Annotated in this window: 16 protein-coding genes; 10 read left to right on the top strand and 6 right to left on the bottom strand. The window is 45.0% G+C overall.

Features of this window, described 5'->3' with window-relative positions; all coding sequences use genetic code 11:
* The first annotated feature begins 26 nt into the window (after positions 1 to 26).
* The 3 genes from truB to QLG00_RS15215 all read left to right on the top strand — a co-directional run bounded on the left by truB (position 27) and on the right by QLG00_RS15215 (position 2,321).
* Positions 27 to 932 carry a tRNA pseudouridine(55) synthase TruB gene (gene truB, locus QLG00_RS15225; protein WP_282471326.1) on the top strand — a complete coding sequence of 302 codons (906 nt, stop codon included), beginning with the start codon at positions 27 to 29 and terminating at the stop codon, positions 930 to 932.
* Between the two features lie 13 nt (positions 933 to 945).
* Positions 946 to 1,716, top strand: coding sequence for a TSUP family transporter (locus QLG00_RS15220; RefSeq protein WP_004945047.1), 771 nt, complete (start codon positions 946 to 948; stop codon positions 1,714 to 1,716).
* A gap of 155 nt (positions 1,717 to 1,871) precedes the next feature.
* Positions 1,872 to 2,321 carry a hemerythrin domain-containing protein gene (locus QLG00_RS15215; protein ID WP_004934341.1) on the top strand — a complete coding sequence of 150 codons (450 nt, stop codon included), beginning with the start codon at positions 1,872 to 1,874 and terminating at the stop codon, positions 2,319 to 2,321.
* A 39-nt stretch (positions 2,322 to 2,360) separates the two neighbouring features.
* Here QLG00_RS15215 and QLG00_RS15210 read toward each other — a convergent pair whose 3' ends face one another.
* From QLG00_RS15210 to serA, 3 genes are all read right to left on the bottom strand, one after another.
* Positions 2,361 to 3,227 carry an EamA family transporter gene (locus tag QLG00_RS15210; protein ID WP_149930031.1) on the bottom strand — a complete coding sequence of 289 codons (867 nt, stop codon included), beginning with the start codon at positions 3,225 to 3,227 and terminating at the stop codon, positions 2,361 to 2,363.
* Positions 3,228 to 3,249: 22 nt separating this feature from the next.
* The gene (locus tag QLG00_RS15205) at positions 3,250 to 4,125 is read right to left on the bottom strand and encodes an EamA family transporter (RefSeq protein WP_208476769.1); all 876 of its coding nucleotides are present in this window, start codon (positions 4,123 to 4,125) and stop codon (positions 3,250 to 3,252) included.
* 90 nt (positions 4,126 to 4,215) lie between these two features.
* Positions 4,216 to 5,448: a phosphoglycerate dehydrogenase gene (gene serA, locus QLG00_RS15200; protein ID WP_004934348.1), complete on the bottom strand. Its 1,233-nt coding sequence runs from the start codon at positions 5,446 to 5,448 to the stop codon at positions 4,216 to 4,218.
* A 358-nt stretch (positions 5,449 to 5,806) separates the two neighbouring features.
* On the opposite strand from serA, the gene QLG00_RS15195 reads away from it, so the two are divergent.
* From QLG00_RS15195 to QLG00_RS15170, 6 genes are all read left to right on the top strand, one after another.
* A complete protein-coding gene (locus QLG00_RS15195; RefSeq protein ID WP_282471325.1) occupies positions 5,807 to 7,216 on the top strand; it encodes an FAD-binding oxidoreductase in 1,410 nt (469 codons plus the stop codon).
* Positions 7,217 to 7,318: 102 nt separating this feature from the next.
* Entirely contained in the window at positions 7,319 to 7,693 is a 375-nt protein-coding gene (locus tag QLG00_RS15190) for a hypothetical protein (protein ID WP_282471334.1), read from the top strand.
* Between the two features lie 169 nt (positions 7,694 to 7,862).
* Complete coding sequence (locus QLG00_RS15185; protein ID WP_119689998.1) at positions 7,863 to 8,537, top strand: CsgG/HfaB family protein; 675 nt, start codon at positions 7,863 to 7,865, stop codon at positions 8,535 to 8,537.
* A gap of 17 nt (positions 8,538 to 8,554) precedes the next feature.
* Positions 8,555 to 8,923, top strand: a complete 369-nt coding sequence (locus QLG00_RS15180; protein WP_004934356.1) for a DUF4810 domain-containing protein — start codon at positions 8,555 to 8,557, stop codon at positions 8,921 to 8,923.
* Positions 8,920 to 9,594, top strand: a complete 675-nt coding sequence (locus tag QLG00_RS15175) for a DUF799 domain-containing protein (protein WP_282471324.1) — start codon at positions 8,920 to 8,922, stop codon at positions 9,592 to 9,594. Before QLG00_RS15180 ends, QLG00_RS15175 begins: the two co-directional genes overlap by 4 nt.
* 120 nt (positions 9,595 to 9,714) lie before the next feature.
* Positions 9,715 to 11,262, top strand: a complete 1,548-nt coding sequence (locus QLG00_RS15170) for an anti-phage dCTP deaminase (protein WP_048764459.1) — start codon at positions 9,715 to 9,717, stop codon at positions 11,260 to 11,262.
* Between the two features lie 41 nt (positions 11,263 to 11,303).
* On the opposite strand, the gene QLG00_RS15165 is transcribed toward QLG00_RS15170, so the two are convergent.
* Complete coding sequence (locus QLG00_RS15165) at positions 11,304 to 11,618, bottom strand: putative quinol monooxygenase (protein WP_053469631.1); 315 nt, start codon at positions 11,616 to 11,618, stop codon at positions 11,304 to 11,306.
* On the bottom strand, positions 11,615 to 12,241 hold the full coding sequence (locus QLG00_RS15160) for an NAD(P)H-dependent oxidoreductase (RefSeq protein ID WP_282471323.1): 627 nt from the start codon (positions 12,239 to 12,241) through the stop codon (positions 11,615 to 11,617). The genes QLG00_RS15165 and QLG00_RS15160 overlap by 4 nt, the downstream gene beginning before the upstream one ends.
* A 503-nt stretch (positions 12,242 to 12,744) precedes the next feature.
* Between QLG00_RS15160 and QLG00_RS15155 the strand changes: the two genes are divergently transcribed.
* Positions 12,745 to 13,974, top strand: coding sequence for an MFS transporter (locus tag QLG00_RS15155; protein WP_055414886.1), 1,230 nt, complete (start codon positions 12,745 to 12,747; stop codon positions 13,972 to 13,974).
* An 8-nt stretch (positions 13,975 to 13,982) separates the two neighbouring features.
* Here the strand turns inward: QLG00_RS15155 and yccS are convergent, their stop codons facing one another.
* Positions 13,983 to 16,133: a YccS family putative transporter gene (yccS, locus tag QLG00_RS15150; protein WP_282471322.1), complete on the bottom strand. Its 2,151-nt coding sequence runs from the start codon at positions 16,131 to 16,133 to the stop codon at positions 13,983 to 13,985.
* Between the last annotated feature and the right edge of the window lie 105 nt (positions 16,134 to 16,238).

Raw genomic sequence — 16,238 nt, 5'->3', positions numbered from 1 at the left:
TGATTTTATTGACACACAGTACGATTATGACCGCAGATTCTCGTAAGCCATCCAAACGTCCAATTAGTGGAGTATTTTTACTGAACAAACCGCTAGGTCTGAGTTCAAATGGTGTCTTACAGAAAGTTCGCTGGCTATTTCGTGCACAAAAAGCCGGGCATACGGGCGCGCTTGATCCGCTTGCTACCGGACTCTTACCGATTTGTTTAGGTGAAGCGACCAAGTTTTCGCATTATTTACTCGATTCAACCAAGCGCTATCAAACCGTGGTCAAGTTGGGTCAAACCACCACGACAGGTGATGTTGAGGGTGACATTGTCCAGACTCGCCCTGTACCTGTATTGACACGTGACCTCATCGAAACGGTATTGGCGCGGTTTCGCGGTGAGATTCAGCAGATTCCCCCAATGTATTCGGCGCTCAAGCGTGACGGTCGTCCCTTGTATGAGCTAGCGCGTAAAGGGGTCGAAATTGAACGTGAAGCACGACCGATCACGATTTATGATTTAAGCTTGATCGATTTTAATGCCGATAGTCTCACGCTGGATGTGACTTGTTCCAAAGGTACTTATATTCGTGTATTGGGTGAAGACATTGGCGAAGCACTCGGTTGTGGTGGGCATTTAAAAGCATTACACCGGACTCAGACTGGCCATTTTGATTTAATTCCACAATACACGCTTGAATATTTAGAACAGCTCAATGAATCTGAGCGTGATGTGCTATTATTGCCGCCCTATGCACCAGTTGAATATTTACCAAAGGTTCAAATTCCGGACGGTCGCCTGAAATTTTTCTGCAACGGGCAAGAAAGCAATATCGATCATGATGCAGCGTCAGAAGTATTGGTGTTTGATGGCGAAAGATGTCTAGGACTCGCTGAAATTACAGATAAAAAAAGATTGGTGCCGAAACGTATTTTAAATTTATAAGGCATAACCTCAGATGGAAATTGAAGTTCTACTCAGCTTAATCTTTTTTGCGTTTTGTGCAGGTGCAATCGATGCGGCTGTTGGGGGAGGTGGGTTGATTCAGATTCCCGCCATCATGAGCACATTTCCGCAAATGTCGCCCGCAACGGTGATTGGTACCAATAAATTATCATCGATTTTTGGTACAGCATCAGCAGCCTATACCTTTGTTCGCAAGGTCAAACTTCAATGGAAATTACTGGCAGTGATTGCCATATGTGCATTGATCAGTTCGTTTCTGGGCGCTGCTTGTTTGTCCTTGATTCCACAATCGTTTCTACGACCATTTGTGTTTGTAATGCTGATCGTGATTGCAGTGTATACCTTGCTCAAGAAAAATTTTGGGCAGGTACATTCTGAAATCTCGATTACCCCCAAACTCCTGGTGCTTGCAGCAATTGGCAGTTTACTGATCGGCTTTTATGACGGTATTTTTGGCCCAGGAACGGGCAGTTTCTTCATCTTCTTTTTTATTCGTTTTCTAAACGTTGATTTTTTACATGCCTCTGCCTTGTCTAAAATTGGTAATTTTATGACCAATCTGGCAGCACTGAGCTTTTTGGCACCCACAGGTCATGTCATTTTCCAGATTGGTCTGATGATGGCCGTTGCCAACGTGATTGGTTCGGTGGTCGGTGTTCGTGTGGCCTTGAAATATGGTAGTGGCTTTGTCCGGATTATCTTTTTAATTCTGGTATCTGTCTTGATTTGCCGTATTGGTTATCAAATGTTTGTGACAGGATAAATTCGGCTACAACGTTTTTGATACACAGCACTGACACGAAGTATTCAATTTAGTTTCAAAATTCGACATACACTCTAAGAGCAACTTGATGCGCAGGTTGCTCTTTTTTTTCTTGTTTAGCCAAAATTATAAATAGCCAGAATAGGAAATATGACATGAATATTTTTGAAGCCTTACGTGAAAGCCACGACCAACAGCGTCACTTGTCTGAACAACTGGTTCAAACCAGTGGGGATAGCGATGAGCGCCAACAACTGTTTGATGCACTGAAAAATGAACTGTATGCACACTCGGTGGCAGAAGACCGCTATTTGTATATTCCACTAATGTTTAACGATACCGGTCTGGATATTACACGCCATGCTCTGGCCGAGCACCACGAAATGGATGAAATGGTCGAGGAGTTAGAACAAACCGATATGAGCAGTCCAAGCTGGATTGCAACGGCGAAAAAACTGGCGGACAAAGTACATCATCATTTAAAAGAAGAAGAACACAAGTTTTTTCAGCAGGCCGGTAAAATTCTCGACGATGCTGAAAAAGAGAAACTGGGCAAGCAATATTTGAACGAGTATGCTAAGTACAAAAAAACAGCGTCTGTGTAACCTGTCTACTTGGTCTGTAACTGTGCGATCTTGCGTTATTTAGATAGCAAGATCGACTTTCTTTTTAAAGGTTACGCCAATCGAGGCCAAAATGACACAGCCCAATGCCAGCCACTGCAATGCGGTAATTTGCTCATGTAACAAGATCAGTCCAGCCAGTGCTGCCAGTGCCGGTGACAGGCTCGATAAAGTGCCATAGCTGAGCTTGGTTAAGCGCTGGAGGGCAAACAGATCTAAAGCATAGGGAATGACGGTTGCCAGTACTGCAATTAACAGTGCTTTAGGCCAAAATGCTGGCTGAAGCAGATGCTGTGGCTGATGTATAAGCCCCACGGGAAGTAGCACTACGGCAGAGAGGGTAATGGCAATGGTTAAGGCGTGCATGCCAATATTTTGCCGAACCACTTTATGACCAAAATAAATATAAAATGCCCAGCACAGTCCCGCACTCAAAGCAAACACCGCACCTAACAATGAAAAATTGGCCTGTGCTGCATCTTGCCAAGGCACCATCAGGGCAATCCCTAAAATTGCAAACAAAACCCAGATCGAATCACTACGCTGCTGGATCGACAGCAAAGCTAAACCCAGTGGCCCAATAAACTCAAGCCCCACCGCAATACCTTGCGGCAATTTGCCAAGCGACATATAAAACAAAACGTTCATTAAGGCCAGTGCTGCGCTATAACACAGTAAATCGCGCCAAGCGAGTACTGGCAGCTTACGCAAGATTTTCCATGAGCGAAACATGATAAACACCAGAATCGATGCGAAACATAAACGCAAAATGGTCACACTCAAAGGATCGAGTACGGCAATCAGCTGTTTGGCAAATGAGGCACTGATTTGATAACACGTCATGGATAGCAGCATTGCAATCACGGCGATCAGCGTTGAATTGGGCATAAAGAGATCCAGTTTAAATGATTTAATCCTGCATTTTTCGGGCACGTTGAGTGGTGAGGGTGCAACCGACCGACGCTGTAATGATGGTCGCCAAGGCCAACCACTGATTCCAAAGCAGTATTTCACCCAGAAAAATAAATCCCGAAAATGCGGCAACCGCAGGTTCGAGGCTCATTAAAGTTCCAAAGCTTAATGGCGTTAAACGCTTCAAGGCCAGCATTTCCAGTGAAAAGGGTAAAGCGCTGGCCAAGATGGCCAGAATAATAAATAGAAAAAGATTTGGAAACTCAAACACCTGACCAATATTTCCGCTGAGCAAGGCAAAGGGCAATAAAATCAGTGCGCCAACCATCATTCCCAAAAATACAGTATGATTTCCCGAAACACCTGAAGGTTTTTGGCCTGCAATAATATATAACGCCCAGCAGGCGCCAGCCGCGAGTGCCAGTACAATGCCCAAGCTGTCTAAGCCATGCTGTGCTTGACCAAAAGGAAACAGCAAAATCAGGCCCAGAATGGCACACCCCACCCAGAGCAGATCGTATCTTTGCCGTGCGTAAAACAGGGCCACGCTTAATGGTCCAATAAACTCAAAAGCCACCGCAATACCGAGTGGTAGGCGCTGGAGTGACAAATAAAACAGCGCATTCATTCCGGCCAGTGCTATGCCATAACTGATAATTGCACGCCAGCGAATTTGCCCCCAGTTGATGGTCCATGCTTTAAAAATAACCGATAAAATAAGCGCCCCGAAGCATAAACGCATTGCAGAAACGGTCAGTGCTGGATACTGTGCAAACAGCATTTTGGCCAACGAGCCACTACTTTGCACACTAATCATCGCAATCAAGAGGACCAAGAGTGCGTGTAGATGAGATTTGGAATCAGATAAAGACATTTTTAATGTTTGGTATATTTTTGCCGATCATAATCGATCTACACATAAAAAAGCCACAGGCTGTGCTGTGGCTTTTCAAAACATACAGGTTTAGAACAAGACGCGAACGCGAATTGTGCCTTCAACCTGATTGAGCATGTCTAGGGCTTCTTGAGACGCCGATGCATCGACATCCATAATGAGATAGCCAATGTCACCCTTGGTCATCAGGCTTTGGCCTGAAATATTGACATTTTGCTCTGCAAACAGGTTATTGATTTTAGACAACACACCCGGCACGTTTTTATGGATATGTAATAAACGATGTTTGCCTTCAGTCAGTGGCAATGCGATTTCTGGGAAGTTCACCGCAGAAAGCGTCATACCTTTGTCTGAATACGCAACAAACTTTTCAGATACTTCAAGTCCGATGTTCGCTTGCGCTTCCATGGTTGAACCACCCACGTGCGGTGTTAAGATGACGTTATCTAGACCACGCAAGGCAGATACGAATTCTTCACCGTTTGCTTTTGGCTCTTTCGGGAATACGTCAACAGCTGCACCCGCAAGGTGACCAGATTTTAGCGCATCGGCTAAATCTTCGATGATCACACATGTACCACGTGCCGCATTTAAGAAGATTGCGCCTTCTTTCATTTTGGCAAACTGTTCTTTCTTGAAGAAGTTACGTGTAGACGGTACATCAGGAACATGTAAGGTCACTACATCCGCAGTGGCCAGAAGTTCGTCGAGTGAACCGACTTGACGCGCGTTCCCCATTGGAAGTTTGGTTACTGCATCGTAATAAATCACGTGCATACCCAGACTTTCAGCCAATACTGAAAGCTGAGAACCGATGGAGCCATAACCAACAATACCTAATGTTTTGCCGCGTGTTTCATACGAACCCACTGCAGATTTGTCCCAACCACCGCGGTGACAGACTGCCGACTTTTCAGGGACACGACGCAAAAGAAGGATTAATTCCGCAAGCACCAGTTCAGCCACTGAACGGGTATTGGAATAAGGCGCGTTAAATACAGGAATACCACGTGCCATTGCTGCTTTTAAATCTACCTGATTGGTTCCGATACAGAAACAACCCACTGCGATGAGCTTGTTCGCAGCTGCAAAGACATCTTCGGTTAATTGAGTACGGGAACGAATACCAATAAAGTGAGCATCTTTAATGGCGTCTTTTAACGCATCGCCATCCAGTGCTGTTTTACGATAATCGATATTGGTATAACCCGCTGCATGAAGCGTGTCGACGGCGTTTTGATGAACGCCTTCTAACAACAAGAAACGAATTTTGTCTTTAGGTAGTGATAGATGTTGGCTCATTACGGCTCCGCTACAAAGGCCAAATTTAGTCGCGGTATCATATCACAGAGTCATGCAAGTTGTTCATTTCTTATATACCGACTTGTCATCGGAAAGCGTGTATTTGCAGGGGAAATGCCGCGCCATCATGCCCCGAAGCGGTGCGTTTTATAGATTTATTCGTGTTTTCTTACAAGTTTTAAAAGCGAATATGCATTATGCGTGCGTATACGCTTTATCCGCTCGGCGCTTACATGTAAAATAAATAGACTGCTTGGCTCTCAGACTTGAGATGCTTAAGAGGCCTTGCCCGTATTGCGCTTGTGCCGTGATGCGATGGTCTCTTCCCACCTGTTACTTCTTGCTAGGTCTGCAAACGATGAACGCTCCAGTCGCTTTAACACCTGAGTTACTCACCCAATTAACGGCAATTGTCGGTGAAAACCGCATTAAAACAGATGCCGATAGCCTTGAAAATTGGGGGCGGGACTATACAAAGCATTTTGATCCGAATCCATCCATCATCGTATTTCCATCCACTACGGAAGAAGTTCAAGCTGTGGTTCAGCTTGCCAACCGCTTTAATGTTGCGATTACGCCATCTGGCGGACGTACCGGACTTTCAGCAGGTGCTGTGGCAGCCAACGGTGAAATTGTCATCAGCATGGACAAAATGAACCAGATCCTTGAGTTTTATCCTGCAGACCGTATGGTGCTTGTGCAGGCAGGTGTGGTGACCGAACAGTTGCAAAACTATGCCGAAGAACAAGGCATGTATTATCCGGTCGATTTTGCCTCTGCGGGTTCAAGTCAGATTGGCGGTAATATTGGCACCAATGCCGGTGGTATTAAAGTAATTAAATACGGCATGACCCGTAACTGGGTGCTCGGTTTAACCGTGGTCACCGGTAAGGGTGATGTTTTACGTCTGAATAAAGGCATGATCAAAAATGCGACGGGCTATGCCTTACAGCATTTGTTTATTGGTGGTGAAGGCACCTTAGGCCTGATCACAGAAGCGGAAATCAAACTCGAGCGTCAACCGCACAACTTACAGGTGATGGTACTGGGCGTACCAGATTTTGATGCGGTCATGCCAGTTTTACATGCATTTCAAAAAGAAATTGACCTGACTGCATTTGAGTTCTTTGGCGAATTGGCCATGCAAAAAGTGCTCGATCACGGACATGTTCAACGCCCGTTTGAAACCCAATGCCCATTTTATGTGTTGCTTGAATTTGAAGCGCCGTATGAGCCTATCATGGACAAGGCGATGGAAATTTTTGAACACTGCATGGAACAAGGCTGGGTATACGATGGTGTAATGAGCCAGACACTGGATCAGGCAGCCAACCTATGGCGTTTGCGTGAGGATATTTCAGAATCGATTGCGCCGTTTATTCCGTATAAAAACGATATCTCGGTGTTGATTACTCATGTACCGGCGTTTATCCGTGAAATTGATGCCATTGTACAAGAAAACTATCCGGACTTTGAGATCTGCTGGTTTGGTCACATCGGTGACGGCAACCTGCATTTGAATATTTTAAAACCTGAAAACTTAAGCAAAGACGAATTTTTTGCAAAATGTCAGGTGGTCAATAAGTACGTATTTGATACGGTTAAAAAATACGATGGCTCGATTTCTGCCGAGCATGGTGTGGGCATGACCAAAAAGCCGTATCTGGAGTACTCACGTTCTGCTGAAGAAATCGAATACATGAAAGCACTGAAAAAAGTATTTGATCCAAAAGGCATTATGAATCCAGGTAAACTCTTTGATTTATAAGCAGAATCACGCTGTGTGACTACATAGTTACCACATTGTAATCCTTTAGGGCGTAGCATCTTGATGCTACGCTTTTTTATTTTCAAGATGTATTGGATGACGATGTTACGATTAGCTGCGATTTCAGGTTTATGTGTGGGACTCATGACCGGCTGTGCCACCACCAGTAAATTGATGCCGTTAAAGGACAAAGCAGGCCAAACGCCAATGCAACAGGTACTCCATGCGCAACCTGAAATTGCCGAAGATTATCAAAATACCTCGATAGAGCAGGTATTTAACCGCGCCGAGTCGCCGACTGTGTCACGTATTACCGTGATTCAAACCGGCTTGCTAGACGATTCAGTCCGTGCGATGCGTACCGAATATATGTTTAAGCGCCTCGACAATGCATGGCAATTGCAAAATAAACAACTGAGTTACCAGTGCGCACGCGCTAAATCACATCGTGGTTTTCAAACGGCAAAGTGTGATTAATTCTATTGTATGTGGGTCTAGATTCATCTATGCCCGATGGATGGCGCTATACCCACATGTATTTATTCGACCAATCACGCACTAAAATAAGTCCAATCTAAAGATATTAAGCCGCGTTAAATTTTTTTATACTATGTGTTCTCTTTAAAACCATATCTTTAATTAAACAATGAAAAATGTATTGATTCTCAGTGTGCTGGCAGCATCTGCTCTTATTAGCGCATGTTCAACAACAGAAACATCTAAAACAATTCAGAGCCCGCAGGTTACTGCTGCAACAGCTCAAGTACGATACGCAGGGGTAAAAACACCAGTTTCGATTGGTAAATTTGATAACCGCTCAAGCTACATGCGCGGGATTTTTTCAGACAACGTCGATCGTTTAGGCGGACAAGCCAAAACCATTTTGGAAACCCATTTGCAGCAATCGGGCTATTTCTCGGTTTTAAATCGCGATAATTTGTCTGAACTCAAACAAGAAGTAGGCTTTAGTAACGGCACACAAGCCATCAAGGGTGCGCGTTATGTTATTACTGGTGATGTCTCTGAATTTGGGCGCAAGGAAGTCGGCGATCAGCAGTTATTTGGTATTTTGGGCCGTGGTAAAGAGCAGATTGCCTATGCCAAAGTCAATTTAAATGTGGTGGATGTACGCACCTCTGAAGTAGTGCATTCGGTACAAGGCGCTGGTGAATATGCGCTGAGTGCCCGTGAGGTGTTGGGCTTTGGCTCTACCGCTTCATATGACTCAACCTTAAATGGCAAGGTTCTGGATTTGGCTGTACGCGAAGCTGTTAATCATTTGGTGACCGATATCCAGTCGAATCGTTGGTCGATGCAGTAATAGCCGAGCCACCGCAAATGAAAAAACTAATTCTATTGAGCAGCTTAAGTGTGCTGTTTACAGGTTGTGTTTCTGCACCCAAATCGTTGTATAGCTGGGGAAGTTATCCTGAGCAGTCGTACCTGATGTACAGTGCGCCGCAAAAAGCCACGCCGGCCGCGCAAATTATCAAGCTTGAAGCCGATATTGAAAAAGCGAAGGGCAAAGGTCTGGCTGTTCCGCCAGGACTATATGCACATCTTGGGCTGATGTACCTCCAGCAAGGCAACAGCCAAAAAGCAGGCGAGTATTTTCAGCTTGAGAAGCAGGTGTATCCTGAATCGAGCATTTTGATGGATCGTCTTTCGAAAAAACTTACGGCAAGTACGGGTCAGGTACGCTCATGAAATCACTTTTAATGTCGTTTGGCCTTGCCGCAACCGCACTGATGACAGGGTGTGCCAGTTCGACTGCATTGCAAAAAGACACCACGGCCTATCAGCAGCATATGCCTAAATCCATTCTGGTTTTGCCACCGGTTAATGATTCACCCGATGTCAAAGCGACCTACAGCTATTGGTCGAGTGTAACCGTGCCGGTTGCAGAAGCGGGTTACTATGTATTCCCGCTGGCTGTTGTCGACAGCATGTTTAAAGAAAACGGAGTCACCAATGGCAGCGATGCACAATCGATTGCTCCGCAGAAGTTGCAGGAGATTTTTGGGGCCGATGCCGGGTTGTATATCCGTGTGAAGGAATACGGATCGAGCTATCAGGTGCTACAGAGTGTGACCACAGTGGCCGCCGATGCCAAATTGATCGATCTGAAAACCGGAGATGTGCTCTGGAGTGGCAGCAAGCGAATTGCGCAGTCGAGCAATAACGGCAATGGCGGTTTGATTGGTGCTCTGGTCGGTGCATTGGTCGAACAGATTGCCAGTAGCTTAAATGACCGTGCTTACCCAATTGCCAGCGCAGTCAATTATCAAATGCTTACACCAACGCCTGCAAATCCGGGAATAGGGCTACTTTATGGCCCACGTTCACCGCAGTTTCAGCATCAGACGAGCGCGAAATAACCGCTTGTTGATTACCAAGTATGATTTCATTCAGATCGCAGCGGACCAATGTGCCGCATGCGATCTTTTTTGATCTAAACACGTTACACTAATCAAGTCTGTCAATCTGTTTGCTGGAGAATGCGGTTGCTAGAGCAAATACAAAAAGTAAGCAATGAACTGATTATCGGGTTAGTCGGGGCGGTGGGAAGTAGCCTGAACATCCTGACCGCTACACTCACCGATCTGCTAGAAACCGAATTTGCTTACGACGTCGAGATTATTACGGTATCCAAAGATATTCTGGCGCAGCATGTCGACGAGCCAGCACATCCACTGAATGCATTTGAACGGATTTATCGTTATATGGATGTCGGCAATCAGCTACGCCATGACCACGATACCGACTTTTTGGCCCTTCAGATTGCACGTCTGATTGCCAAGCACCGTCAAGCATGGCAGGCACAACATCCAGACCAAGATGCAAGCCAGCGCCGTGTAGCCTATATCATCGATTCGTTAAAGCATGAAGCCGAAATTCAGGCGCTCAGACAAATCTACACCAATGGTTTTTTTCAGCTGTCGTTATATGAATCAAAAACGGCGCGTCACAGTTCATTGATTCAACATTATGGCATTAGCCCGGAAAGCGCCCGCATCTTGATTGAGCGCGACGAAGGCGAAGCCAATGCTTATGGTCAGCACACCAGTGAAGCGTTTCACTTGGCCGATTATTTTTTAAAGCTCGATAAGTATAATCCTGAACAATCACGTCAACCTGAGCTGGAGCTACGGGCATCATGTTTGCGCTTTTTAAGAATTCTGTTTGCAGACCCGTACATCACGCCAACCTTTAACGAGTTTGCGACCTATATGTCGTTTACGGCCAGTGTACGTTCAGCCGATCTGTCGCGACAGGTTGGGGCAGTCATTGCGCGTAACAATACGATTTTGGCAGTGGGATCGAATGATGTACCGAAATTTCAAGGCGGTACGTACTGGCCGTATCTAGATGATGAGACAGGCGAGGTACGCGATCTCGAATCGGGCCGTGATTTTATGCGTGGTTTCGATGCCAATACCATTGAAAAAAATAAAATTATCGATGACCTGTTTCAGCAACTGGCTGAGGTGATTGATCAATCGGTAGAGCAAGAACGAACAGCGCCATTAAAACTTCAAATTCAGCAAATCTTAAAAGAAAGTAAAATCAAAAAAATTACCGAATATGGGCGGGTGGTCCATGCTGAAATGGATGCCTTGCTCAGCTGTAGTCGAAGCAACATTTCAACGCAAGGGGCGACATTGTTTGTAACGACTTTTCCGTGTCATAACTGTGCCAAACATATTATTTCTGCCGGTATTGAAAAGGTCGTTTTTGTTGAGCCATACCCTAAAAGTAAAGCCCTGATGATGCATGAAGACTCCATCATGCAAAAATGGGAGGGTCGAGAAGCGGCCGATCAGCCAAAGTTAATCTTTGAGCCATTTGTGGGCGTTGGTGCGCGTAGCTTTGTCAATCTGTTTTCGGTGTCGCTGGGGATTGGACGTAAACTCAAACGTAAATCCAAAGATGGGTATGTGTTGCAGTGGGATGGCAAAACGGCGCAGCCACGCTTGCCGATGTATGGTCAATCGTACCACGAGCTAGAACAGCAGATTGAGCAGTTGCTCAAAGACCAAAATTAAAACAAGGCCCAATGCAGGGCCTGTTACATCGGCCTAAAGCCTTAGCACGCATGATCCAGAATACGAATATCAACCTCGATCACGTGTGCTTTTACACGCGCTTGATAAGCTTGCATGTGTGCAGTCTGTAAATGTGCCTCTAAATGTGCAACGCTTTCCCAATGTTCAAGCATGACGATTGACTGTGCATCGTGACGTTGAAAACTGACCTCAGACGCATGATCAATCATCGGCTGGTAACCATGGCAGCCATCTTCTGCAAGCACTTCAGTGCGAATACTGTGTAGAGCAGCCAGCACGGCTTCACGATGCTCGGCACCTGCGTGGGTTTTAATTTCGGCAATCACGGTAATCATGCATGCTGCTCCTGATCGTGCTGCTCAAATGATAGAGCAGTCGATGCAAACACGGTTTCAAGGTGTCGACGATACGCCGTTTTATAGGCCTCGATTTCTGGCTGCTTAATCACGTCGTTGGCAATAAAGGTTGGTAGTGCCGTCATACCTAAAAACTGGTTGGCTTTATGAAAAGGGAGATACACACCATCGACCCCTACACCATGAAAGAACTGATCTGGATCTTCAAATGCATCGAGTGGGGCATTCCACGTTAAGGACAACATATACTGTTTGCCTTGAATCAGGCCACCTGATCCGTAAGTCTTCGTACGATCTGAGCGGCTACGGCCATCGCTGGCATACAAACTGCCATGGCCTGCGGTAAAGACATCATCGATATACTTTTTAACTGTCCACGGTGCACCCATCCACCAGCCGGGCATTTGATAAATCACCATATCCGCCCAGAGATATTTTTCAACCTCTGTATCTGCATTGTATTTACTGTCTGCACGCGTAACCTGTACCTGATGCCCCAGTTCATTCAATACGTCTGTGGCGAATTCGGTCAGGGTGTCATTCAGTTCACCTTTGGAATGTGCAAAGGTTTTTGCACCATTAATCAGTAAAATTTTGCTCATAGGATTGGGTAGAAATTGTAAAAATTGAAGACAGTATAAAGCGCATAATGTTGCTGAAAAATGCTGGAATGAGAAAAAGATTATTGATTAAAAATCATGAAAATATCTATTTACACAGTCGAACTGAAATTTTTACACTTCAATTTCAATCGGATTAAAAGAACATTTAGCCTGTAATTGCGTGATTTCAAGCTAAAACAAATCAGCTGTTTTAAGTGGCCTTAGCAGACCGTCAACAATTCTCGCATCGACGATTTAAGTCAAAAATGCTAAGATCATCACATTGAAATACAGATCAGGCATTATGCAAATCGTGCTTCAAAACGCACACGCAGCATAATGATCTTGGCTTTATTCTCACCTTGTATGCAGGGTGAATTTTATTGAGCAGTTCAGCTCGTGATTCATATCAATTTTTTAATACTTGGTGCTCGTCATCAGGGGCTTTATTTTTTCAAAAATACCTATGCTCGATAATGAGCATGTGAGATACGTTGAGCATCATGCAAAAGAAACACACTACTTCCCTAAATCGTGCAACGTTGATGTTTCCGCTGGCCTTGGTGCTGTTTGAGTTTGCGGTCTATATCGGCAACGATCTGATTCAGCCAGCGATGTTGGCCATTACGCAAGACTTTGGTGTCAGTGCCACATGGGCGCCGTCGTCGATGTCGTTTTATGTTCTTGGCGGTGCCTGCGTGGCTTGGCTGCTGGGGCCATTGTCGGATCGTTTGGGGCGTAAGCGTGTTTTGCTGGCTGGCGTCTTGTTCTTTGCAGTGTGTTGTTTGCTGATTTTACTCACACACAATATGGCCCAGTTTTTGGCGTTACGCTTTTTACAAGGCATTGGTTTAACTGTAATTTCTGCTGTGGGTTATGCGGCTGTTCAGGAAAATTTCGAAGAGCGGGATGCCATTAAGGTGATGGCACTGATGGCCAATATCTCGTTATTAGCACCATTGCTTGGCCCGGTACTGGGCGCTTTTTTAATTGATTATGTTTCTTGGCACTGGGGATTTGTGGCCATTGCTGCCTTAGCTTTTTTAAGCTGGTTTGGGCTGAAAGCCAAAATGCCGAGCCAGCAGCAAAGTGTAACCCGTCAGCCATTTATATATTTATTTGATGATTTTAAACGCATTTACAGCGATAGCACCTTTTTAGGCCTCACGCTGGCACTCCCACTGGTGGCGATGCCATTGATGCTCTGGATTGCGTTATCCCCGGTGATGCTGGTGGATGAGCTAAAACTGAGTAGTGTGCAGTATGGTTTGGCTCAGTTTCCGATTTTTCTGGGGCTGATTGCGGGCAATATTGTTTTAATTAAAATCATCGATAGGTTGACTTTAGGTCGCACCATTTTAATCGGGCTGCCGATCATGCTATTGGGTACTTTGGTGCTTATGGTTGGAGCGATCTGGCAGCAATATCTCATACCATGTTTATTACTCGGAATGACTTTGATCAGTTTTGGTGAAGGTCTCAGCTTTTCGGTGATTTACCGCTTTGCATTGATGTCTTCACCTGTGGCCAAAGGCACAGTGGCCGCAGCGGTATCCATGTTGTTGATGTTTAGTTTTTTCCTGATTATTGAACTGGTACGCGCGCTTTATGTCGAGTTTCATATCATGGCATTTAGTTTATCTTCGGTGTTTTTAATTGCATTATGGTTTGGCTTTCCGCGTAAGGTACTGCTGCAACAAATGCGTATCCGCCAAGCTAATGATCAATTCTAACTTAAGCTTTAACGAATCTCTTGCTGCAACAGTTGCGTACGTAAGTTGATCAGCTCGGGAAGGGTCTCCAAAATCAAACTGATCTGTTTGAGTACCAGCATCAGGTTATCGGCGCCTGAGTTGCTTTGTGCCAAACGCTCAATTTCACGCAATTGTTGTTCGATTTGACCCTGAGGCAATCGCTGGTGTTGCTGTAAAACGGCATGCAGCATCTGCTGACATTTTTGCATGAGTGCCAAAATCTCTGGATCCTCCATCTTTTCCCGATGACTCCCCAAAGCCGAAATGTAGCTTAACTGACTGTGGCTATAAACCAAGTAGCGAAAAGCCGAATGAATTAATTCGGGGTTCGGGTGTGGCTCTGCACTAAGACTCGAAATCATGGTCGAGAGTTCAATTTGGCTGTTGTGTGCCAAGCGCCGAGCAATCCGGTACGCCATGCTATTATTGCGGCCCGTTTGATATTGCTCAATCACAGAAGAAAAATACGCCACACAAGCTTGGCTACTGTTACGAATATTGTTGGAAATATTGCGAAAATTCCAGTCAGGCCAGATGAAACTGACCGCAAACCAAGCCACTGCACAACCGAGTAAGGTATCGATCACACGCGGTAAAATAATCGCGTAGCCTGCACCTTTTAAATTAAAAATCAGCAATACCATAAGCGTGGCCATACTGGTGGCCAGCGCGTACTTTTTTTGTCTGAGATAAAAGAAAAACACCCCGCAGATCACGGTGATCATGAGTTGCCCATCAACGCTGGGAACAAAATACAGGATGGGCAAACCAAATATAACGCCGAGCAGGGTGCCAAGCGTACGCAACCGTAAGCGACTTTTGGTCGCAAAATAAGTCACCTGACACACAAACAGTCCGGTCAGTAAAATCCAGTAGCCATTTTGCGCAAAAGGCAGCAGCGAGATGAGCGAACCGGCAGCAAACACAAAGGCGATACGTGTGGCATGACGAAATAAGGCCGATTGAGGCGTCAGATGCTGGCGAAACTTAAGCCATAAATCCCGTATGCCATGAATATCGTCATCCAGTAAGTTCAGGTTATCGATATGATGTTGCATCCGCTGTGGATAGGTGGCTTGAAGATCATCGAGGTTACTCAGTTGATCATCCAGATTATGTAAATTCTTTAAAATTAATTTGAGATTTTTCACCTCGATGTTGTGCGGGTTTTCGGCAATCCAGTCTTGCATCGACAGCTCTAGTTGCAGCAATGACTGTTTGATTTCCGGTCTGGGCTGATAGGGTTGGCGACTCAGAATGCATTGGCTTAATTGTTCGCAGGCCTGTGCTTGCAAGCGAATATTTTTTTGAATCCGAAAAATCAGATCGCTGCGGCTAAAATTGCGCTGAATTTGCTCATAATGCAAATAGTTGGCGCTGACCTGTTCATGGATGTCTTGTGCGACAAAGTACAAATGTAACCATTGCATACTGTTTTTATTGACCCGCGATGCCTTTAAACGGCTGAGTAATGAACTTTTGGCACTGTTCAGACTTTGCACGGTTTTGCTGTTTTCGAGTGAAAGTTCAAACAGCAACTGCTCAACATTGTCGAGATTATCGGGATCAAATAAGCGTGACTTTAAGGTGAGTACTTGCGATAAATTTTGAAAAATCTGAGCCAGATTGTCTTGCACGGCAAGTGTAGGCTTGATCATAAAAAACAGCACAGAGGTCAGGCCGTACCAAAGCACACCATAAACAAAATACAGAGGTTGCTGATACCAGTGTGTGTATTCTCCTAATCCAAAAAGGGTATAAACAGACAGCAGCACAGTACCAAATGAAATGGTCGCATAACGTTGACCAAGTGAACCCAGCAAAATTAAAAAGCCACTCGATAACGACAGGTACACAATAAAAAAAGCGGGATAGGGCGCCAGTAACTCAAGTATGGTACTGACCACAAAAAATAGTACCGACACATACATTAAATTGCGTAAACGAATAGTCAAGCGGTCATCAAAATCGGTGAGGGCGGTTGCAATTGCACCCAGCGTCACTGGAATGATCAGTTCATGTAGACCTAAGCTTCGAAGCCCCAAGGTGGTCCCGAGCAAAACAATAAAAATCTGGACGCAATACACCAGCGTTGCATTAATTTGATAAGACGACAAAAATTCAAAGCGACTGCGCATAAATGTTATAGTTGTTAAGTTTTTTATGTTTGTAGATTGGGCTTTTTTACACAGGCTGTCAATCCGTTTACCGTATCATCGCTACTAGCACACTCATGTAAAAAA

The organism is Acinetobacter sp. V89_7 (assembly GCF_029967895.1).
Taxonomy (GTDB): Bacteria; Pseudomonadota; Gammaproteobacteria; order Pseudomonadales; family Moraxellaceae; genus Acinetobacter; species Acinetobacter soli.
The sequence above is the reverse complement of the archived record's forward strand: the minus strand, read 5'-3'. Positions and strand labels throughout refer to the sequence as shown.

Bases quoted from the DNA above. Each gene is read 5' to 3' on its own strand.
- truB (WP_282471326.1), top strand. From the start codon at position 27: ATGACCGCAGATTCTCGTAAGCCATCCAAACGTCCAATTAGTGGAGTA.
- QLG00_RS15220 (WP_004945047.1), top strand. From the start codon at position 946: ATGGAAATTGAAGTTCTACTCAGCTTAATCTTTTTTGCGTTTTGTGCA.
- QLG00_RS15215 (WP_004934341.1), top strand. From the start codon at position 1,872: ATGAATATTTTTGAAGCCTTACGTGAAAGCCACGACCAACAGCGTCAC.
- QLG00_RS15210 (WP_149930031.1), bottom strand. From the start codon at position 3,227: ATGCCCAATTCAACGCTGATCGCCGTGATTGCAATGCTGCTATCCATG.
- QLG00_RS15205 (WP_208476769.1), bottom strand. From the start codon at position 4,125: ATGTCTTTATCTGATTCCAAATCTCATCTACACGCACTCTTGGTCCTC.
- serA (WP_004934348.1), bottom strand. From the start codon at position 5,448: ATGAGCCAACATCTATCACTACCTAAAGACAAAATTCGTTTCTTGTTG.
- QLG00_RS15195 (WP_282471325.1), top strand. From the start codon at position 5,807: ATGAACGCTCCAGTCGCTTTAACACCTGAGTTACTCACCCAATTAACG.
- QLG00_RS15190 (WP_282471334.1), top strand. From the start codon at position 7,319: ATGTTACGATTAGCTGCGATTTCAGGTTTATGTGTGGGACTCATGACC.
- QLG00_RS15185 (WP_119689998.1), top strand. From the start codon at position 7,863: ATGAAAAATGTATTGATTCTCAGTGTGCTGGCAGCATCTGCTCTTATT.
- QLG00_RS15180 (WP_004934356.1), top strand. From the start codon at position 8,555: ATGAAAAAACTAATTCTATTGAGCAGCTTAAGTGTGCTGTTTACAGGT.
- QLG00_RS15175 (WP_282471324.1), top strand. From the start codon at position 8,920: ATGAAATCACTTTTAATGTCGTTTGGCCTTGCCGCAACCGCACTGATG.
- QLG00_RS15170 (WP_048764459.1), top strand. From the start codon at position 9,715: ATGCGGTTGCTAGAGCAAATACAAAAAGTAAGCAATGAACTGATTATC.
- QLG00_RS15165 (WP_053469631.1), bottom strand. From the start codon at position 11,618: ATGATTACCGTGATTGCCGAAATTAAAACCCACGCAGGTGCCGAGCAT.
- QLG00_RS15160 (WP_282471323.1), bottom strand. From the start codon at position 12,241: ATGAGCAAAATTTTACTGATTAATGGTGCAAAAACCTTTGCACATTCC.
- QLG00_RS15155 (WP_055414886.1), top strand. From the start codon at position 12,745: ATGCAAAAGAAACACACTACTTCCCTAAATCGTGCAACGTTGATGTTT.
- yccS (WP_282471322.1), bottom strand. From the start codon at position 16,133: ATGCGCAGTCGCTTTGAATTTTTGTCGTCTTATCAAATTAATGCAACG.